General features: G+C 64.0%; 18 protein-coding genes, 1 tRNA gene and 1 pseudogene. 11 read left to right on the top strand and 9 right to left on the bottom strand.

The window, feature by feature from the left end; genetic code table 11:
- The first annotated feature begins 14 nt into the window (after nt 1-14).
- The 4 genes from AC5P8Z_RS05930 (at nt 15) to AC5P8Z_RS05915 (ending at nt 3,885) form a co-directional block, all read left to right on the top strand.
- Entirely contained in the window at nt 15-398 is a 384-nt protein-coding gene (locus AC5P8Z_RS05930) for a CopL family metal-binding regulatory protein (RefSeq protein ID WP_295572922.1), read from the top strand.
- A 74-nt stretch (nt 399-472) separates the two neighbouring features.
- Nucleotides 473-2,284 (top strand): copper resistance system multicopper oxidase, encoded by a 1,812-nt coding sequence (locus AC5P8Z_RS05925; RefSeq protein WP_495228441.1) that lies wholly within the window; start codon nt 473-475, stop codon nt 2,282-2,284.
- Nucleotides 2,281-3,291 (top strand): copper resistance protein B, encoded by a 1,011-nt coding sequence (locus AC5P8Z_RS05920; protein WP_495228440.1) that lies wholly within the window; start codon nt 2,281-2,283, stop codon nt 3,289-3,291. The genes AC5P8Z_RS05925 and AC5P8Z_RS05920 overlap by 4 nt, the downstream gene beginning before the upstream one ends.
- An 81-nt stretch (nt 3,292-3,372) precedes the next feature.
- A complete protein-coding gene (locus AC5P8Z_RS05915) occupies nt 3,373-3,885 on the top strand; it encodes a GNAT family N-acetyltransferase (RefSeq protein WP_495228438.1) in 513 nt (170 codons plus the stop codon).
- Between the two features lie 54 nt (nt 3,886-3,939).
- On the opposite strand, the gene AC5P8Z_RS05910 is transcribed toward AC5P8Z_RS05915, so the two are convergent.
- Nucleotides 3,940-4,260 carry a TFIIB-type zinc ribbon-containing protein gene (locus AC5P8Z_RS05910; protein ID WP_295572912.1) on the bottom strand — a complete coding sequence of 107 codons (321 nt, stop codon included), beginning with the start codon at nt 4,258-4,260 and terminating at the stop codon, nt 3,940-3,942.
- A gap of 150 nt (nt 4,261-4,410) precedes the next feature.
- On the opposite strand from AC5P8Z_RS05910, the gene AC5P8Z_RS05905 reads away from it, so the two are divergent.
- Both AC5P8Z_RS05905 and AC5P8Z_RS05900 read left to right on the top strand, forming a co-directional pair.
- The gene (locus tag AC5P8Z_RS05905; protein ID WP_495228436.1) at nt 4,411-5,178 is read left to right on the top strand and encodes a CPBP family glutamic-type intramembrane protease; all 768 of its coding nucleotides are present in this window, start codon (nt 4,411-4,413) and stop codon (nt 5,176-5,178) included.
- A 92-nt stretch (nt 5,179-5,270) separates the two neighbouring features.
- Nucleotides 5,271-5,693, top strand: a complete 423-nt coding sequence (locus AC5P8Z_RS05900; protein WP_057496965.1) for a response regulator — start codon at nt 5,271-5,273, stop codon at nt 5,691-5,693.
- Nucleotides 5,694-5,729: 36 nt separating this feature from the next.
- On the opposite strand, the gene AC5P8Z_RS05895 is transcribed toward AC5P8Z_RS05900, so the two are convergent.
- Together AC5P8Z_RS05895 and AC5P8Z_RS05890 are read right to left on the bottom strand one after the other, a co-directional pair.
- Entirely contained in the window at nt 5,730-6,668 is a 939-nt protein-coding gene (locus AC5P8Z_RS05895; RefSeq protein WP_495228434.1) for an alpha/beta hydrolase, read from the bottom strand.
- An 86-nt stretch (nt 6,669-6,754) separates the two neighbouring features.
- Nucleotides 6,755-7,606: an alpha/beta hydrolase gene (locus tag AC5P8Z_RS05890; protein WP_495228433.1), complete on the bottom strand. Its 852-nt coding sequence runs from the start codon at nt 7,604-7,606 to the stop codon at nt 6,755-6,757.
- A 173-nt stretch (nt 7,607-7,779) separates the two neighbouring features.
- On the opposite strand from AC5P8Z_RS05890, the gene AC5P8Z_RS05885 reads away from it, so the two are divergent.
- The 3 genes from AC5P8Z_RS05885 (at nt 7,780) to AC5P8Z_RS05875 (ending at nt 12,920) form a co-directional block, all read left to right on the top strand.
- Nucleotides 7,780-8,118 carry a hypothetical protein gene (locus AC5P8Z_RS05885; protein ID WP_295565397.1) on the top strand — a complete coding sequence of 113 codons (339 nt, stop codon included), beginning with the start codon at nt 7,780-7,782 and terminating at the stop codon, nt 8,116-8,118.
- A 274-nt stretch (nt 8,119-8,392) separates the two neighbouring features.
- Nucleotides 8,393-9,898 (top strand): P-loop ATPase, Sll1717 family, encoded by a 1,506-nt coding sequence (locus AC5P8Z_RS05880; protein ID WP_495228432.1) that lies wholly within the window; start codon nt 8,393-8,395, stop codon nt 9,896-9,898.
- Between the two features lie 1,321 nt (nt 9,899-11,219).
- Complete coding sequence (locus AC5P8Z_RS05875) at nt 11,220-12,920, top strand: hypothetical protein (protein WP_495228431.1); 1,701 nt, start codon at nt 11,220-11,222, stop codon at nt 12,918-12,920.
- 106 nt (nt 12,921-13,026) lie between these two features.
- Here AC5P8Z_RS05875 and AC5P8Z_RS05870 read toward each other — a convergent pair.
- Nucleotides 13,027-13,527, bottom strand: a pseudogene (locus AC5P8Z_RS05870) (phage portal protein); the annotation flags it as partial.
- Nucleotides 13,528-13,591: 64 nt separating this feature from the next.
- Here AC5P8Z_RS05870 and AC5P8Z_RS05865 point away from each other — a divergent pair.
- Complete coding sequence (locus tag AC5P8Z_RS05865) at nt 13,592-13,981, top strand: site-specific integrase (RefSeq protein ID WP_414496175.1); 390 nt, start codon at nt 13,592-13,594, stop codon at nt 13,979-13,981.
- Nucleotides 13,982-14,048: 67 nt separating this feature from the next.
- Here the strand turns inward: AC5P8Z_RS05865 and AC5P8Z_RS05860 are convergent.
- Nucleotides 14,049-14,124: transfer RNA gene (locus AC5P8Z_RS05860), tRNA-Lys, on the bottom strand.
- 152 nt (nt 14,125-14,276) lie between these two features.
- Between AC5P8Z_RS05860 and AC5P8Z_RS05855 the strand changes: the two genes are divergently transcribed.
- Complete coding sequence (locus tag AC5P8Z_RS05855) at nt 14,277-15,233, top strand: DUF2268 domain-containing putative Zn-dependent protease (RefSeq protein ID WP_495228429.1); 957 nt, start codon at nt 14,277-14,279, stop codon at nt 15,231-15,233.
- 103 nt (nt 15,234-15,336) lie between these two features.
- Here the strand turns inward: AC5P8Z_RS05855 and queC are convergent, their stop codons facing one another.
- From queC to pal, 4 genes are all read right to left on the bottom strand, one after another.
- Nucleotides 15,337-16,002 carry a 7-cyano-7-deazaguanine synthase QueC gene (queC, locus tag AC5P8Z_RS05850; protein ID WP_014038216.1) on the bottom strand — a complete coding sequence of 222 codons (666 nt, stop codon included), beginning with the start codon at nt 16,000-16,002 and terminating at the stop codon, nt 15,337-15,339.
- Between the two features lie 78 nt (nt 16,003-16,080).
- Nucleotides 16,081-16,782, bottom strand: coding sequence for a 7-carboxy-7-deazaguanine synthase QueE (queE, locus tag AC5P8Z_RS05845; RefSeq protein WP_286069564.1), 702 nt, complete (start codon nt 16,780-16,782; stop codon nt 16,081-16,083).
- A 206-nt stretch (nt 16,783-16,988) separates the two neighbouring features.
- Nucleotides 16,989-17,807 (bottom strand): tol-pal system protein YbgF, encoded by an 819-nt coding sequence (gene ybgF / locus AC5P8Z_RS05840; RefSeq protein ID WP_495228427.1) that lies wholly within the window; start codon nt 17,805-17,807, stop codon nt 16,989-16,991.
- 3 nt (nt 17,808-17,810) lie between these two features.
- Complete coding sequence (gene pal / locus AC5P8Z_RS05835) at nt 17,811-18,329, bottom strand: peptidoglycan-associated lipoprotein Pal (RefSeq protein ID WP_005418510.1); 519 nt, start codon at nt 18,327-18,329, stop codon at nt 17,811-17,813.
- Between the last annotated feature and the right edge of the window lie 43 nt (nt 18,330-18,372).

Here is an 18,372-nt window from a genome sequence, read left to right as displayed (position 1 = left end):
GCTAAATTGACGCCATGTCCCTCGCCTCGACCCTGCTCCGCGTCGTGCTCATGCTCAGCCTGTTGCTCAACGGGCTGAACGCGGCCATGGCCAGCGGACACGAGGACATGGGCCGGATGGCACACGCGGTTGCGGCCAGCGTTGAGGGCGGCGATGCCGACTGCCATCACCACGCTGGCATGCAGGCCGATGAAGCCCCGCAGGCCAAGGCACCCGCGCACGACGCCCACTGCCAGATCAAGGACTGCGTGCGCAGCTGCGCGCAGCACCCGCTGCTGGTGGTGCAGCCGTTGCCGCACCTGACGGGCCCGGGCCTGTCGCTGGTCCCCCAGCCGATGCCGGCCACTGGCCGCCCGGCGCCGCCGATGCCGCCGATTTCGCGCCCTCCCATCGGCTGATTCCCCATGCACTGTGCGCGCTGCGCACCGGAGCCGGCGGCTTGCCGGCGTTTTTCCGTGTCTGGAGTCACCTCATGAATACCCGCATTCCCCCCGGCCCGGGCGCCCCGCCCCTGCCGTCGCGTCGCCTGTTCGTCCAAGGCCTGGCTGCCGGCGGCGTGGTTGCCGGCATCGCCGCCGTCGGCGTGCCGCAGCGCGCGCTGGCCGCCGCCCGCGCCACCCCGCGCCTGGCCGGCGCCCCTGCCGTACTCAGCGATACCCGCCTGGAACTGTCCATCGGCGAATCGCTGGCCAACTTCACCGGCCGCACGCGCCCGGCGATCACCGTCAACGGATCGCTGCCGGCACCGATCCTGCGCTGGCGCGAAGGCCAGACCGTGGATCTGTTCGTGCGCAACACGCTCGATCGCCACCCGACCTCGATCCATTGGCACGGCATCCTGCTGCCGGCCAACATGGACGGCGTGCCCGGCCTGAGTTTCAACGGCATCGGCCCCGGCGAGACCTTTCACTACCACTTCGACCTCAAGCAGTCGGGCACCTACTGGTATCACAGTCACTCCATGTTCCAGGAGCAGGCCGGCCTGTACGGCGCGCTGATCATCGACCCGGCCGAACCGGCGCCGTACCACCACGACCGCGAACACGTGATCCTGCTGTCGGACTGGACCGACATGGATCCGGGCGCGCTGTTCCGGCGCATGAAGAAGCTCGCCGAGCACGACAACTACTACAAGCGCACCCTGCCGGACTTCCTGCGTGACGTGAAGCGCGACGGCTGGTCTGCCGCGCTGTCCGACCGCGGCATGTGGGGCCGGATGCGGATGACGCCCACCGATATATCCGACATCAATGCGCACACCTACACCTACCTGATGAACGGCACCGCCCCGGCCGGCAACTGGACCGGGCTGTTCCGCAGCGGCGAGAAGGTGCTGCTGCGCTTCATCAACGGCGCCTCGATGACCTACTTCGATGTGCGCATCCCCGGCCTGAAGATGACCGTGGTGGCCGCCGACGGCCAGTACATCCATCCGGTCAGCATCGACGAGTTCCGCATCGCCCCGGCCGAAACCTACGACGTGCTGGTCGAACCCAGCGGCCAGGACGCGTTCACCATCTTCTGCCAGGACATGGGCCGCACCGGCTTTGCCGCCGGCACGCTGGCGGTACGCCACGGCCTGCAGGCGCCGATCCCTGCACGCGACCCGCGCCCGCTGCTGACGATGAGCGACATGGGTCATGACATGGGCGCGGGTGGCCATGGTGGCCACGGCATGGCCGCGATGAAGGGCATGGAAGGCGGCTGCGGCGCCAGCATGGGACACGGTGCGCACGGCGGCGGTGATGCCGCCAGCAAGGCGCCAAAGCACCCGGCCAGCGAGCGCAACAATCCGCTGGTGGACATGCAGAGCTCGGCCACCGAGCCGAAGCTGGACGACCCCGGCATCGGCCTGCGCGAGAACGGCCGCCAGGTGCTGACCTACGGCGCGATGCGCAGCCTTTTCAAAGACCCGGATGGTCGCGAGCCCAGCCGCGAAGTCGAGTTGCACCTGACCGGTCACATGGAGAAATTCTCCTGGTCGTTCGACGGGATCCCTTTCGCCAGCGCCGAGCCACTTCGGCTGAACTATGGCGAGCGCATGCGCATCGTGCTGGTCAACGACACCATGATGCAGCACCCGATCCACCTGCACGGCGTGTGGAGCGACCTGGAAAACGCGCAGGAGGAATTCCAGGTCCGCAAGCACACCATCGACATGCCACCCGGCACCCGCCGCAGCTACCGCGTGCGCGCCGATGCCCTCGGCCGCTGGGCCTACCACTGCCATCTGCTGTACCACATGGAAGCGGGCATGATGCGCGAAGTGAGGATCGAAGAATGAGGCGCTCACTGTTTTCCCCCAGCCTGCTGGCGCTGGGCCTGGCCACCGCACTGCCGGTGTTCGCGCAATCGCATGCCGGGCATGACATGGGCACGATGGACGCGCCGGCGAAGACTGCGACGTCCGCGATCGAACCGGTCGATCATTTGCAGATGGATCATTCGAAGATGGACCACTCGACCATGGATCACTCGAAGATCGAACACGGCGCGATGCAGCCGGCGGCGATGGACCATTCCGCGATGGATCATTCAACGATGGACCACGCCGCCATGGGTCACGGCGCGCCCGCGCCGACCGAACCACGCGAGCCGATCCCGGTCCCGACCGACGCCGACCGCGCCGCCGCCTTCCCGCCGATCGCGCATGGCGCGATGGAGCACGCGCCGGAGATCAACAGCCTGCTGCTGATCGACCGGCTTGAGCATTGGGATGGCAAGAGCAGCAACGGCCAGGCCTGGGAAGCCACCGGCTGGATCGGCGGCAACATCAACCGCCTGTGGCTGCGCACCGATGGTGAACGCAGCCAGGGCCGCACCGAGTCGTCATCGCTGGAGGCCCTGTACGGCCGTAGCGTGTCGCCGTGGTGGGACGTGCTGGTCGGCGTGCGCCAGGACTTCCGCCCCGCCGACTCGCGCACCTGGGCGGCAATCGGCATCCAGGGCCTGGCGCCGTACAAGTTCGAAAGTTCGGCCACGCTGTACATGGGCTCCGGTGGCCAGGTGCTGGCCAAGGCCGAAGTCGAGTACGACGTTCTGCTGACCAACCGCCTGATCCTGCAGCCGCTGCTGGAATCCACCGTCGCGGCCAAGGATGAACCGGAGTACGGCATCGGCCGCGGCCTGAACAAGGTCGAGGCCGGGCTGCGCCTGCGCTACGAGTTCAGCCGCCGCTTTGCTCCGTACATCGGCATCAGCCACGAACGCAGTTTCGGCGACACCGCCGACTATGCTGGCGACCACGCGCGCGACACGCGCTGGGTGGCCGGCGTGCGGATGTGGTTCTGAGCAGCGGATCGTGAGCAAGCGCCAGCCCCGGCAGCCGCCGGGGCCGGCTACACTGCGCCTCGTTCCATTGCAGGCCCCGCCATGTCGCTGCAGATCCGCCGCGCCACCCTTGCCGACGTCGACGCGTTGTCGGCCACCGCCATCGCCACCTACAACGAAACCTGGGGCGACTCGTATCCGCCGCAGGAACTGCACGATTTCCTGCAGGCGCACTACAGCAGCGAACCGCAGCGCATCGAACTGTCCGACCCACGCAGTGCCATCTGGCTGCTGACGGACGGCGACGCCGTGGTCGGCTACCTGGCCGCCGGTGCCAACACCCTGCCGCATGCCGAGGCCCGCGAGGGCGACATTGAACTGAAGCGTTTCTACATCCTGGCCGACTACCAGAACGGCGGCCACGGCGCGCGCCTGATGCAGGCGTTCATGGAGTGGCTGGACCAACCGCAGCGCCGCACCCTGTGGGTGGGCGTATGGGAAGAAAACTTCGGCGCGCAGCGCTTCTACGCACGCTATGGCTGCAGCAAAGTGGGCGAGTACGACTTCATCGTCGGCGATACCCGCGATCGCGAGTTCATCCTGCGCCGGCCGTGATCATGCGGCTCCCGTAGCGTCGAGCGTGGCTCGACGCTACAAAGAGCGAAGCGGCTAGAAGTCGAACAGCTCCGACAGGAAGCTGTCCTTCTTCTTTTTCTTGTAGCTGTGACCGTACTGCTGGCCACGGTTGTCCTCGTAGCGCTGGCCCAGATGGCGGGTGTCACGGTGCATCACCGGCGGCGGCGCGGCAGCTGGCTGCGACTGCACCGCGGCGGGCGGCGGCACCGCTGCACCCGCGCCGGCGCGCTCGATGATCTTGTCCAGCTCGCCACGATCCAGCCACACACCGCGACAGCTTGGGCAATAGTCGATCTCGATGCCATGGCGCTCGGCCATCTGCAGGGTCTGGGTCTTGCACACGGGGCACAGCATCGGCATTGCTCCTGTCAGTCTGGCATCGACTGTACCTGCACCGCGATGACTGTGCGGCAACGCATGACCGATGGCACAGGGACTTCCGGCGCGTGCCGGCGTCCCTCGCCACCTTTCACACTGCACGCTGGTTCCGCGGGGAGTGCGCGCATGACCATTCTTTCCCGCCTGGCCAACGCCGTGCGATGGGTGCTGGCGCTGCTCGGCGTCGGCGTTGGCCTGAATCTGCGCGATATCGCGGTGGCCGCAGGCACGCCGATTCCCGCCTTGCCCATTGCCTATGGCGGCAGCCTGCTCGACAACGCACTGGCGGTGCTGCTGGCCCTGCTGCTGGCCGCGCTGCTGCGTCCACGCGGGATGGGTCTGATGGCCAGCCTGGGGCTGCACAGCAACGGCTGGCGTGGCCCGATGTGGGTGCTGCTGGCCAGCCTGCCGTGCTGGCTGGGCTTGGCGCTACTGGGCACGCCCAACACCGCACTGACCGCCCTGGATGCAACGATGCTCGCCGGGCTGTTCCCACTGGCCGAAGAAGTGCTGTTCCGCGGCCTCGGTTTCGTACTGCTGGTGAAGCTCATTCGTGGCCCATGGGCCGTGCTGGCACTGCCGCAGGCGCTGCTGTTCGGCTGGGTGCACTGGCTGGGCTTCGGCGGCTTCGACGGTGGCGTGACCGCCCTGTTCGTCGGCGCGGTGATTGCCCTGGGCGGCTTCATCTTCGCCTGGCTGGATCACCTGGACGGCGACACCCTGTGGTGTGGCCTGGTGCTGCACGTATCGATGAACCTGGCCTGGAATGTATTCAGCCTGGATGACACCGTCGCGCTCGGCTGGCAGGCCACCAGCCTGCGCATCGGCACCGCGCTGCTGGCCGTGGCGGTGCTGGCCTGGCAGGTACGCCGGCGACGCCCACGCCCGCTGTAACGCCCGCTTAGCCTGGCGTGCACGCCGGGATCACCCCCGGCTTGCGCATACTTGCGCGCCTTTTCATTGCTGCTTTCCGGAGCTGTAGCGTCATGTTGCTGTCCAAGCGCCACGTTGAACCCCGCGTCCTGCTGATCGAGGACGCCGAGGAAACCCGCGAGCTGAGCCGTCTTGCGCTGGAAAGCCAGGCCTGCCACGTGGTGGGCGTGAGCTCCGCCGAAGCAGCATTGGGCCTGCTGGCCGCTGGAGAGCGTTTCGACCTGCTGTTCACTGACGTCAACCTGGGTGCGATCAGCGGTATTGAAGCTGCCAACCAGGTACGCGGGCTGTACCCGCACCTGCCGATCCTGGTGACCTCGGGCATGGACCAGCACCAGGTGTTGCCGCAGCTGCGCGACGGCATCCATTTCCTGCCCAAGCCCTACAACATGAGCGAGCTGCTCGACGCCATCCGTCTGTGCTTCCGGCATGCCGATGTCGGCGTATTGACCGGGCCGGATGCGCAGGCAGCCTGATGCACTCATCCACTATGGCGTGGATGGAATCCTCCATCAACCGCTGCTGTACGGCCCGGTACCCGGGAACACCTTCAGCAGCGCGCGGGTGATCATGTCCGGGTAAACGGTGAAGTGGTCCTCGTCATCGATCACCATGTTCTCCACCTTCAAGGATCGCCCACTGTTGCGCAGCTGCTCGGCGAATTCGGCGTTGTGGCGCAGCATGTCGTTGCGGGTGAAATAACGCGGTTCGGGCTTGACCGTCTCGAAGCTGCCCACCGACAGCACCACCGTGGTCGGCTGCGCCGGCGCCTTGGCCTCGGCCTGCATGCGCGGCACCCGATGGTCGTCGAACCACAGCGACGGACTGGACAGGATGTAGGTGCGGAACATGTCCGGGCGCGTGGTCAGCACATAGGCGCCGAACAGGCCGCCATAGGAATGCCCCGCATAGGCACGCCGCGCCGGATCAGTGCGGTAGCGCGCATCGATCATCGGCAGCACCTGCTCGGCGAGGAAATCGCGGTAGTGCGCTGCGCCGCCGTAGCTGACGTCATCACTGTAGTCACGCGGATCGGTACGCGCCGGGTCGCTGGGCGTGTAATCACGCGAGCGGCTCTGCTTGGACGTCAGGCCCTCCTGCGGAGGCAGCCCGACCAGGATGAAATCCTCGAGGTTGACGCCCTTCTGGCCCACCATGTTGCGCACGCTGCGCACCAGCGGGAAGCTGTACAGCGCGTCGGTCACGTACAGCACCGGATAGTTCTTTTCCGGATGTGCGGCGTAGTCGGCCGGCAATGCCACCCAGACCGGATAATCGCGGCCGACCGGATCGTGCACACGCAGCGCTTCGGTATCCGGCAATACCACGCCCGACACAGCGGCGGCCGGGCTCTCCTTCGCTTCACTCTGCGTTGCCGGTGGCGCCACCGACATCGCACAGCCACTGACGGCCAGGCAGGCCGCCACACTCCATCCACGCACACGCTGCATCCACACGCTCCCGTTACGGGCGGCGCACCGGATGGCGCCGCTGCCGCATCCTCACATGGCATGCGGCTGCACGCCAATCCTTCGGTTTACGGCGAGGCCGGCGGCGGCGCCGGGAACAGCGTGCGCAGCGCCTGCAATGCGGCCGGGTGATAGATCGTGGCGTGAGTTTCCTCCGGCAGCGGCAGGTACTTCACCAGCGGCGACGGCGACGCCTGTTGCAGCAGCGTGGCCAACTGCGCGGCGGACGCAGCCAGCTCCGGCTGCCCACTGCTGGCCAGGAACACGCGCGGCTGTGCGCGCGTCACTGCCGGCAGCTGCTTGGCCGCGCCCGCCAGCATGGTGCCCCGGTTCCACCACAGGCTGGGGTCCAGCGCGATGTAGCTGTTGAACAGCGTCGGTTCCTGCAGCAACGTTTCGACCACGAACAGCCCGGCCAGCGACTCGCCGATCAACGCGCGCTCGTCGGTGGTCGGGTAACGCTGGCGCACCTGCGGCATCAGTTCATCGCGCAGGAACGCGCGGTAGGCCGCCGAGCCACCGATGCGCGGCGCGATCTTCTGGTCCTGCGGGTCCTTGCTGGGGCCGGTCATGTCGCGGCGGCGCTCGGTGTTCTCGATGCCGACCAGCAGGAACGGGCGCATGCTGCCGTTGCCACTCAGCACCTGCACCAGCCCGGCCACATGCAGGAAATCCTCGCCGATGCCGCCGTCAGGCATGTAGAGCACCGGCAGCGGCGCCTTCGGATCCAGGCCCCACGGCTGCGGGCGATAGACGTTGATGCGGCGGGTCTCGCCCAGCGCCTTCGATTCGATGGTGAAGGTTTCGCCGATCACCAGCGGGGTTGCGGCCGCTGATTGTGCGGACGGCGCCGGTTCCGCGGCCATCAGTGGTGTAGCGGAGACGGTGGACAACAACAGCGACAGCACGATCAAGCGCATGGGATGGCCCATTCTGAGAAAGTGCTGAGCATAGACCGCCGGAGGCACTGTCGTTCGCGGCACTTTGCCGATCCACCGGAACTGGAGCACCATGGAGTCGGTGATGATCATGCAACGCGCACCTTGGCTCACGGACTGGTCACCGCCACGCTCATTTCCACAAGGAGGTTCCCATGTTGGGTGTATTGATCGCCACCACCCTTGCCGCCGCCTCACCGCAGGCCAGCAGCACTCCGCCAGCATCCGCAGCGTATGCGGACTGCCTGCTCGCCCACCTCCAACCGGGATTGTCCGACCAATCGATCCCGCTGCTGCAGCAAGCGTGCGCTGCGAAGTATCCGGACAGCTACGTCGCATATTCAGAACTGGAACGCCGGATCAGCGCGCAGCGCCGAGCCGATTTCGAGGCAGCTCAAGCGGAGGCGGTCCGGTCCGCGAATTTGGCAGCGACGGCCGCACAAGAAGCTGCCGACACGGCGGCCGCGAAAGCCAAGGGAATGCGGCCGAAGTAGAGGCCCTGGCCAGCCAAAAAAAAAGCACCGCATTGCGGTGCCTTTCTGAATGACCTGGGTCATTGAATGCAATGGTGGGCCGTGAAGGATTCGAACCTTCGACCAAAAGATTAAAAGACAGCTTAACTATGCCGTTAAAACAATAGCTTATGCGGGATTTTTTTCCGGCAGGTCTGCGTGGAACCATTGAGATATCAAGGCGGGCCGTGTAATTTTGCCGGAGCGCTGGCGCATTGGGCCCCGCGCTTCTGACGCGCTCAAGGACCCGAGACCGATGTCCTATCTGCCTAAGCTGCTGCCCTACGTTCGTCACGGTACCACTGAGGGCGATCGCAACTTCCTCAACGACGTCTTTGTGACCCCCGCACAGCTCGCCTCGATCTGCGGCGTGGAGCCGGGTAGCATGCGCGTGTTGGTGGGTAACAAAGGAGCAGGCAAGTCTGCTCTCACGGAATGGCTCAGGAAGGCGGCAGTCGAGTCTAAGACGCCATGCGTCCTCGTGAGACCAGATCAGTTGGTAGGCACGGGCGTCCCCACCGCGACTGACTTGGCAACGCTAAAGCGGTTCTTTTATGAAACGCTGCTGCGTTCGGTCGCTGTTGAGATCGGTTCACAGATCGCTTCTTACCTGCCGCTTGTTGGCAGTCGTGCCACCTTGTACAACGAGGCTGTGTCAGGAGGCGCATCAGGAGACATCGTGTCTAAGGCGGTGTCACTGATCGGAGAGTTCGCAGAGCCTGTGACCAAAATCGATACAAAGAAGTTGCTCAGTCGCATCAGCGGTAGGAATTCAAGTGCGGCTTTGACATCTGCGCTGAATGACCACTTGTTGAGCAAGAGCGAGAAGCTGTTCCTCTTGTTGATAGATGACACGGATCAGATAGCAGCGCCTGATGACCGCCAGCAGCTGAACAAAATATGGGCATTGATTCTCGCGGTCAGACGACTGGCCATGGAGTGCAACGCCGTTCGGCCGATCGTTACCTTGCGATCCAGTGTCTGGTCGAGGTTGATGCATGAAAACGCAGGACAGCGAGACCAGGTGGATCATATCCGTCCGCTTACTGTGCAGCTACGTGCCAGCGATGAAGTGATTGTCCAAATCATTGAACGGCGTATGCGGGAGGCAATGAAGACGGTGAAAGTGCCGGCTCTCAATGCGTATGCACCGTTCTTTGAGGGACAGGACGTTCTGCTCCCAGGCAGTAAACAACGCCGCCTCTGGTCAGACTTCATCGCGAAGTCCGCTCGCGAGCGCCCACGTGATGCTTTGCAGTTGATCAAGAGCATGATCGAGGTGGCTGAGGACAACACCCACCCTAAGATCGGTGATGACGACGCCGATCGCGCAATGTCGATCTACTCTTCCGAGAGGGTCGACGACGTCGCGAATGAGTACTCACTCGATCTTCCTTCAGTCCGAGAGTTGATCGACTCTTTCCATTCCTCCGATTTCGAGATGGGGTTTGAACAGTTGCGAGACCATCTCGCTAGGGCGCTGGGCATTGCACAGATGCAACTTCGAGGATCTACGTTGCAGAACCGAGATGATCACATCATCGCTCTATTGGCCCTTTTACATGAAGTGGGGTTTGTCAACGCTCGCATCGTGGACAAGACCAAGCCGAAAGGGTTTGCTCACAAAAACTACTCGGATGATCCCAAGTTCGTTCGCTACGAAAACTGGAACAATCTCCAAGCTGCCCACTGGGAGATCCATCCGGCCTTCCGCAGCCATCTACTAAACGTGAAGGCTGCCAAAGCGAGGGCTACGCGTTAGTTAGCCTCTGCACTGTGACAGGCGATGGCGGGCGATCCAATGAAGTGCTTGCCATCAACGATGGCTGTGGCCATTTTTAAGCTCGTAGGATGGAACCTTCGCCAGTCGCTCGTCTCAGTTGTAGGTGCTGGGGGGTCGGCAGATCCCTACGCCATCCAGCCAAAAGGCGGCTCGATGCTGCCCGTGGCCAGCTTGTTCGCCCGTACCGCCTGGCGGTATCGCAGGATCTGGTCGACGCGTCATCGCGCAGCCAGGCCTCGTGCCTGGCCCCCCACATCTCAGAGCCGGCACGCCCTTGTTCGTAGCTGCTGCAGCGGCGGGATGTTCCGCGTGGTCCGTTCCGATGCCGGTCGAGGGTGGCCGCCAGCTGCCGTCCTCGAGGCGCTGGAACGTGGCCACCACCCACACCCCGTCGCACACGGTCACTGTCGGCACCTCACCTGGGAGGCTGTCGGTCGAGACAGGCGATCCAGATCCCGTCAACTACCCGTTGTCTCAGCGCCACTACCCACACACCGTTCAAAGCGATGACCGCGGGGTTGTCGCTGGGAAAGCTGGCAGAGCGCGTCGTCCAGTAGAAGTCGGGGGGCAGCGGCATGGCGGGAGGATACGGCTGGCCGTCGCAAAGGCTGCGACAAGGGAGCGGGCTGCAGGCGCGAGCGTGTGCGGCGACGGGGATGCTGATGGCCGCGTTACACCCGATTAGATGAGAATTTTGAGGTGACCACGGGAAAGAGGTAATAAAGGTAACCACCCCGATAGACCAGCAAAATTCAACAATAGAATCAATGCCTTATATGAAGCATATGAAGGTAACAATAAGGTAACTTATGAGTAATCCCATTACCTTTTCAATAGGTAACATCAATGATAAAAATTTTCCTTTTAAATCAATGACATTACTTTATCGGAGTCGGGAAATTACCTCAGATCACTCCAAAAGGTAACCACCATTTTCTATTGTCTATCAATCGCTTACCTATCTTTTGGGGCCGTGTGTTACCTGGTTACCTCCTTCCCGTGGTCACCTGAAAAATTGGCGACGGCCGAAGGTGGCCAGAGGACGCACCGGGCGCCCCGCAAACACCCCCTATAGCGCAGGGAACCGCAGGGCCAAGCAGTGCCGGCGACGCCCGGAGAACGCCATGCAGGGCCGGTGCTGGGCCGTTACGCAGGTAGTGCAGAAAAAGCACCCTATGAAGTGCGCAGGCGTGGCGGGGAGACGAGTGCGCGCGCCATGCCTCGGGCTGCGGTGCACGGGCATCGCGCTGGTGCTGGACACGCGGAGCCGTAGGCTAGACTTGCCTGAATGGAGGCTCTAATGCACTTCTTCACGCTGAATCCCTCAGACCCCAAGATCTTCGGGTTTGCCGAGTACATCGCAGCGCTAGCACTGATGGTTCTGGCATGGACCACGGTGGACTACCGCTATCGCTTCCGAGTCGAAACCGCCAGATACGACATCCGGCGTCTAGCCTTCGCGGCCGTGGGAATCATTGGGCTTCTCACCCTTGTCACCGACGTTTGGCGCGCGTCTGCATGGCCTGTATGGGAGTGGGGCCCGATTACTCCGGTGGTCTGGCAAGGGCTACTGGGATTGGCTTTCCTAGCCACATTCATGACCTGGGCATTAGTTGCTTTCGTTCGTCCACCCAAATTCAATGAAGGAAACGCCGACAGGTTTCAGCGAGCGGTGCTTCTAGAAATCAAAAGTGGCGACAAAGCCCATATCGCCCTGATGGCGGACGCCCTGGTACCGTCAGCGCCGTCGATAGTCCGCCTGTTGAGTCAGCGCCGGCCAAGTGCTGAGCAGCTGCTATCGCTCCTCTCGGACCCGATGGTCTGCTCAGTGCTTGTCACTCGATCCCCAGCACTGCTGACAGCGCTGTACGAGCAACTATGCCGCCTGCCTGTAAACAGCCGTGCAACGTACTCTCTGACCACTAACGTTCTTAGCGCAGCCGTGACTGAGGCTGACTCGTTCCTACACCGAGAGGTGAGAGACTGGACCCGTGGCGCGGCATCGTCCACCCAGCCGGTGACAAGAACCGTATTCGGTAACGTCGTCTTACTCGATCAGATGCCCGGCATCTACAACGCCCCGGACATCTCGCAATGGCAATTGCCCCAATGGCGCGCTTTCTTCCGCGCAGCCGGCATGACGCTCGGGAGCTACATAGCGTTGGCCGATACGGGCCAGCTTACGCATTCTTTCGCTGTCAACAATATATTTGAAGTGCTAAAGGAGGCCCCTCGCCAGGTCCGTCTGAGCTTGGCCTCGGGTCAGATCGGGCGCCAAGACGCTGCAGCTATACTGCGGGAGCTAATTCTGCTGGTAAAAGAGGTAAGCGACAGGATCAGTGAAACAGGTGTGGAAATCTCGGAATGGCGAGGCCTAGGCGAGCACCACAATCCAATCCAACATCTGGCGCGCGTCGCTTATCACATCCTGCTAGCGGCGTCATATGTGACGTCTCCTCCGGGTGAGACGTGGCATTTTGGCTACGGGATCGCCTGGTCGGGAATATTTGACCCCTTCAAACGTAAGGCACCCGAACGAGCGTTCACAGAAGTGCAGGAATTGGTCGCAAGGATGGTCTGGCTGACAATCACCGAATTGGACCGCACACCAAACTTCTACGGCACTCAGCTACTAGCACTGTGCATCAATATCGGCCTCATCACCGAAACGCCCCCATATCGAGGCGACGGCGTTAAGCCCGACGACGCGCTGGTGAGACTCATTAGGGGATGGCTACGAAGGAGATTTGCTTGGCTCTACAAGCATAATCCCACGCTGGCGATATCAGGTTTCGCAGATGGCGTCTCGTACAACAAAGAGCGTCGCTTGATTATTCGCCAGCGAGCCTCAACCGGCTTAGATCAAGCCCCTAGCCATACGAGCTTCGCCGTAATGCCCGCACCCAGAGGTAAAACAGCCGCACACTTGCTGGGGAAGCGTGCGCGCCCGTTCTCGCCAGCCAATAATAAGCGCAAGATCCCTGATTGGCCTTGGTTCTAAAAGGACTGACCGAGTCCGATGTGGTCCCGACAGGAACTCAGGCATTACCACGCGAAAGGTACAGGACGAAGAAGCCAGCCCGACCCAGCCCTTTTCCCAGCGTGGATTAGCTTCTAGCTTCTGGCATCGCGAACGCGTCGAAGCGGATAACCTCCTGCCCCAGCCATTCGTTGATCGCGGCCATCCGCGCCTGCAGCGGTGCCAGTTCCATCGCCGCCCAAACTTCCGCCGCGTCGCGGATCGAGCCAAAGCCACCACTGTTCTGCGGCACGATGCCCAGCAGCTGAGGCGGCACGCGCAGCGCCGCCAGCATGTCATCGCGGGTCACGCTCTTGATGCCGGCGAACTCATCGCGTGCCGCCACCTCGCTGACGGGAATCACCTGCAGGCCGTCCTTCTTGCCGTTGGGCGAATGCACGAACAGGTTCTTAAAATTGCCCGGCCCGCGCGACTGCCGCAGCGCGTCGCGCAATGCGTCCACGTCCATCCCTTCCGGCTGCGGATCGGTCATGTAGAGGATGTAACCGGCGTGGGAGCCGTTGTTGTAGTACTTCCGGCGGAACAGCGTGGCCGACTCATTCAGGAGCGCCGACTGCACAGCTGGCATCCCCGACGCGCACCGCCAGGTCGAAGGGGTGCATAGCAATCGCCGCAAAGGATCGCGTGACAACGTGACGGAGTGGGATGAAGCGATGATCGAAGCATGGGATCAGCTGCTGGCGCGGCGCCACCGCATCTGGAACCGCAAGGGCCGAGTGCGCCCCGTTCCGCTACGTGCCAGCGACAGGTTCTTGCTGGTGGAGCGAGGAGGCGACCCCATTACCAAGTCCGCCCTCGACAGCGCTTGGCAGCGCTTCATTACCGAAGCGGTTCGCGTCGGTGTGATCTCCAAAAGCGAGCGCTTCGCACTACACGGCCTCAAGCACCGGGGCATCACGGACGGCGACAACAAGGCTGCAGGCGGCCACGTCACCGAAACGATGCGGCAGCGCTACGACCATGAACTGCCGTTGGTTCAACCGCCTGGCAGGAGAAATGCACTTGAGCGTGGAACCACTTAATTTTTCCGGCAATTTTTCCGGAGGCACGAAAAAGGCGCCGCAAGGGCGCCTAAGTCGTTGATGCAATTGGTGGGCCGTGAAGGATTCGAACCTTCGACCAAAAGATTAAAAGTCTTCTGCTCTACCGACTGAGCTAACGGCCCATTGCACTGCCCCGGCCATTCGGCGGGGTGGGCATTCTACCCTATTTTGGCCGGTCGCGTGGAACCCCGGTGTGGCGAGGATGCCGGCCAGCGGGCTTAAACCTTTCGGGCCACTGGCGCATCCCATCTATGATCCTCTCCCGGAGCCATGGATGCGTCTGATCGTCAGCCTGCTTGCCGCCCTGCTGCTGCCCTGCACTGCCCTGGCCGCCCCGTCCCAGGTCGTCACCGACGACATTGCCCGCTTCTGGGCCACCTACGATGCAGTGCGCTCCGAGCCCGATGCCGAGCGCCGGGTGGCGCTGGTCCAGCAGCGCTACATCGATCCGGGCAGCCCCGGCCTGCATGCGCTGATGCAGGTGCGCCACTACACCGCCCGCGAATACGCCGAGGCCATGCAGGCCTGGCCACGCTTCTGGACCTCGGTACGACCGCTCACCGCCAACGCACAGCGGGCCAGTGCCACGCTGGAACGCGATCTTGTCGCGTTCCGTGCGCTCTACCCTGCCCTGCGCCCGGCCACCATCACCTATGCGGTGGGCGTGCTGCGCACCGGTGGCACCACGCTGGGCGACAAGGTGCTGATCGGCGCGGAGATGGCGCTGGGCGATGAGCGCGTGGACGTGAGCGAGCTGCCGGAGAAGATCCGCGACCGCCTGCGGATCTTCTATGACAGCCGGCCGGGTGCGAACAACGCGCAGAACAACCTGCACGAATACGTGCACACGCAGCAGCGCGAGACCACCGGCAGCCTGGCGCAGTATGCGGTGCGCGAAGGGGTGGCCGAGTATGTGGCCGAGCGGCTGAGCGGGCGTCGGCCGGCGCTGCCGCTGTACAGCTACGGGCCCGCGCACGAGGCGGAAATCCGCACACGCTTCATCGCCGAGATGGACGGGGACAACCTCGACAACTGGCTGTACAACAGCGCCCGCAATCCGTTCGGAGTGAGTGATGTGGGGTATTACGCCGGGTATCGCATCGCGCAGGAGTACATGCGGCGGCAGCCAGATGAGAAAGCGGGGATCGCGCGGATGATCGAGTTGGATTACGCCGATCCGGAGGCGGTGCGGGCGTTCATCGAGGCGTCGGGGTGGTTGCAGCAGCGGTAGCGCCGGACCGTGCCCGGCACACAGTGCCAACCAAGGTTGGCACCCACCGAGGGAAGTTCACATCCACTGGGGAAGCCGGCCAGCGGCCGGCTCTACCGTGCAATCAGGCGTACAGCGTCGGGTCGGCCACGCCGGCTTCGGCGAAGCCCTGCGCGCGCAGGCGGCAGGCGTCGCAGTGGCCGCAGGCGGCGCCGTTGGCATCGGCGTTGTAGCAGGACACGGTCAGGCCGAAGTCCACGCCCAGGCGCACGCCTTCGCTGACGATCTGGCCCTTGCTGAGGAACTGCAGCGGGGCATGCACCTTGATGCCCGCGCCTTCCACGCCCGACTTGGTGGCCAGGTTGGCCAGCGCCTGGAACGCGGCCACGAACTCGGGGCGGCAGTCCGGGTAGCCGGAGTAATCCACGGCGTTGACGCCGCAGAAGATGTCATTGGCGCCGAGCACTTCGGCCCAGCCCAGGGCCAGCGACAGCATGATGGTGTTGCGCGCCGGCACATAGGTGACCGGGATGCCGGCACCGCCGGCCTCGGGCACGTCGATGTCGTCGGTCAACGCCGAGCCGCCGATGCTGCGCAGGTCCACGTCCACGGTCTTGTGCGCGACCACGCCCTGGGCCTTGGCCACGCGGGCGGCGGCATCCAGTTCGGAGGTGTGGCGCTGGCCGTAGCGCACGCTCAGGGCATGCACGGCGAAGCCCTGTTCCTGGGCCATGGCGATGACGGCGGCTGAATCCATGCCGCCGGAGAGAAGCACGACTGCCTTCTTCATGGGAAAAACATCCGGTTGGGAGGGGAAAGCCAGCACGCTGTCCCGCGCCGGAGTTACATCAGGGAACGTTGCCTGGGCTCATCGGCCCGGCTCGTCGTTCCACAGGATTTTATGCAACTGCATCTGGAAGCGCACCGGCAGCCGGTCTTCGACGATCCAGTCGGCCAGCTGGCGTGCGGTGATCTCGCCCTTGCTGGGTGAGAAGAACACCGTGCAGCGCTTGACCAGATCGTGCTCGGCCAGCAGGGCCTTGGCCCAGTCGTAGTCTTCGCGGCTGCAGATGACGAACTTGATCTGGTCACGGGCGCTCAGCAGCGGCAGGTTGTCCCATCGGTTGCGCGCCACTTCGGCCGAACCCGGGGTCTTGATGTCGACCACGCGCGACACCCGCGGGTCCACCGCACTGACGTCCAGCGCGCCGGAGGTCTCCAGCGAGACGTCCATGCCGGCGTCGCACAGCTTCTGCAGCAGCACCAGGCAGCGCTTCTGCGCCAGCGGCTCGCCGCCGGTCACGCAGACGTGGCGCACGCCCTGGGCCAGCACTTCGGCCACGATGTCGTCGATGTCCCACCAGGTACCGCCATGGAACGCATAGGCAGTGTCGCAGTACTGGCAGCGCAGCGGGCAGCCGGTCAGGCGCACGAACACGGTCGGCCAGCCGGCGGTATCGGCTTCGCCCTGCAGCGAGGTGAAGATCTCGGTGATCTTCAGGCGCGGCAGCGGCGACTGCACGATGTCGCTGGGGGTGGCGACGGCGTTGGACGGGGTAACGGCGGTCATGGCGGGCACTTCTTGGTGGGACACGTGGCAGGTGGGCTACCGTGGCCGGTAACGAAAGCAGCCGAGCCTGGCTCGGCTCTACAACAGCAACCGGACGGGCATGGCCCGGCTCTACCGGATCCGGGCGGGTTTGCCGATCCGGAAACGAAAGCAGCCGAGCGTGGGCTCGGCTCTACAGGGCATCTATTGTACGCCGGGTCAGCGGATCAGCGGATCTGCTTGCCGAGGCGGATGGATTGCAGGCGGTCCTGGGCGGTGCGGGCGGCGTCCGAGCCCGGGTACTGCGCCACGACGGTCTCCAGCGTCTGCTGGGCCTGGTCGACCTTGCCCTCGCCATACTGCGAGAGGCCGACCTTGAGCAGGCCGCCAGCGGCCTTGTCGTGGGTCGGATAGCGCGCGAGCAGTTCACGGAACTGGGTCTCGGCCATCGGGAAATTGCGGGTGGCGTAGTAGCTCTCGCCCAGCCAGTACAGCGCGTTCGGCGCGTAGACGCCGTTCGGGTACAGCTGCAGGAAGCTCAGGAACAGCTGCGCCGAATCATCGTACTTGCCAGCCTTCAGCGAATCGAAGGCGACGTTGTAGGAGGTGCGCTCGTCGCCGGTGGCGGCCAGGCTGCCGGCGTCACCATGGACGGAAGGCGGCCGCTCGGAAGTGGCCGCCGTTGCAGGTTTTGCCGGGGCCGGGGCGGCCTTCGGCGCGCTCGCCGGAACGGGCGGCAGGGCCGGGACGGCGTTGCCCCCTTCCAACCGGTTCAGGCGGCTGTCCAGATCCAGGTACTGGTCCTGGGCGGACTGCTTCAGCTGGGCGTTGTCGTGCTGCAACTGCTCGATCGAGGCCTGCAGGCTGGTGACCTGCTGCCGCAGCTGGTTGATCTGGTTCAACAGGTCCTGGTTGGCACTGTTGTTGTACATCTGCTGCTCGAGCGCGCCGACACGGTCGGCCAGGCTCTGTCGCTGTGCATGCGCCGGTGCGGCAGCCACGAGGGCTGCCGCAACGACCAGCATCAGTTTGATGCCAATGCGCATGGATTACTGCGCGGTGTAGACGATTTCGACGCGACGGTTCTGCGACCAGCAGGACTCGTTCGACTCGGTGCAGACCGGACGCTCTTCACCGTAGGACACGACGGTCAGCTGCGAAGCCGAGCCACCGTTGGCCTGCAGCGCCGAGCTGACGCCGTTGCCACGACGCTCGCCCAGGGCCTGGTTGTACGCGCGCGAACCGCGCTCGTCGGTGTGGCCCTGCAGGGTGATGCGCGAGGACGGACGGTCACGCAGGTACTTGGCGTGGCACGCCATGATGGCCTGGAATTCCGGCTTCACGTCTTCCTTGTCCAGGTCGAAGTAGACAACGCGCTGGCGCAGGCAAGCGTCGGTGTCCAGGTCGCCCGGGCCGTACAGGCCGGAGGTCGACGGGCCGGTCGGGGTGGTGGTCGAGGTGCCGGTGTCAACCGGCGCTGCCGGCTCTTCCTTCACCTTCTTCGAGCAACCGGCCAGGACGGCCACAGACAGCAGGGAAACAAGCAGAACGCGGGTGGACTTGTTCATGGCGATACCTTTGTGGCTCCTAGGCCGATGAGGGGTTCAAGAC

Source organism: Stenotrophomonas sp. YJH_SMC_17 (assembly GCF_059371655.1).
The sequence above is the reverse complement of the archived record's forward strand: the minus strand, read 5'-3'. Positions and strand labels throughout refer to the sequence as shown.

Bases quoted from the DNA above. Each gene is read 5' to 3' on its own strand.
- AC5P8Z_RS05930 (WP_295572922.1), top strand. From the start codon at position 15: ATGTCCCTCGCCTCGACCCTGCTCCGCGTCGTGCTCATGCTCAGCCTG.
- AC5P8Z_RS05925 (WP_495228441.1), top strand. From the start codon at position 473: ATGAATACCCGCATTCCCCCCGGCCCGGGCGCCCCGCCCCTGCCGTCG.
- AC5P8Z_RS05920 (WP_495228440.1), top strand. From the start codon at position 2,281: ATGAGGCGCTCACTGTTTTCCCCCAGCCTGCTGGCGCTGGGCCTGGCC.
- AC5P8Z_RS05915 (WP_495228438.1), top strand. From the start codon at position 3,373: ATGTCGCTGCAGATCCGCCGCGCCACCCTTGCCGACGTCGACGCGTTG.
- AC5P8Z_RS05910 (WP_295572912.1), bottom strand. From the start codon at position 4,260: ATGCTGTGCCCCGTGTGCAAGACCCAGACCCTGCAGATGGCCGAGCGC.
- AC5P8Z_RS05905 (WP_495228436.1), top strand. From the start codon at position 4,411: ATGACCATTCTTTCCCGCCTGGCCAACGCCGTGCGATGGGTGCTGGCG.
- AC5P8Z_RS05900 (WP_057496965.1), top strand. From the start codon at position 5,271: ATGTTGCTGTCCAAGCGCCACGTTGAACCCCGCGTCCTGCTGATCGAG.
- AC5P8Z_RS05895 (WP_495228434.1), bottom strand. From the start codon at position 6,668: ATGCAGCGTGTGCGTGGATGGAGTGTGGCGGCCTGCCTGGCCGTCAGT.
- AC5P8Z_RS05890 (WP_495228433.1), bottom strand. From the start codon at position 7,606: ATGCGCTTGATCGTGCTGTCGCTGTTGTTGTCCACCGTCTCCGCTACA.
- AC5P8Z_RS05885 (WP_295565397.1), top strand. From the start codon at position 7,780: ATGTTGGGTGTATTGATCGCCACCACCCTTGCCGCCGCCTCACCGCAG.
- AC5P8Z_RS05880 (WP_495228432.1), top strand. From the start codon at position 8,393: ATGTCCTATCTGCCTAAGCTGCTGCCCTACGTTCGTCACGGTACCACT.
- AC5P8Z_RS05875 (WP_495228431.1), top strand. From the start codon at position 11,220: ATGCACTTCTTCACGCTGAATCCCTCAGACCCCAAGATCTTCGGGTTT.
- AC5P8Z_RS05855 (WP_495228429.1), top strand. From the start codon at position 14,277: ATGCGTCTGATCGTCAGCCTGCTTGCCGCCCTGCTGCTGCCCTGCACT.
- queC (WP_014038216.1), bottom strand. From the start codon at position 16,002: ATGAAGAAGGCAGTCGTGCTTCTCTCCGGCGGCATGGATTCAGCCGCC.
- queE (WP_286069564.1), bottom strand. From the start codon at position 16,782: ATGACCGCCGTTACCCCGTCCAACGCCGTCGCCACCCCCAGCGACATC.
- ybgF (WP_495228427.1), bottom strand. From the start codon at position 17,807: ATGCGCATTGGCATCAAACTGATGCTGGTCGTTGCGGCAGCCCTCGTG.
- pal (WP_005418510.1), bottom strand. From the start codon at position 18,329: ATGAACAAGTCCACCCGCGTTCTGCTTGTTTCCCTGCTGTCTGTGGCC.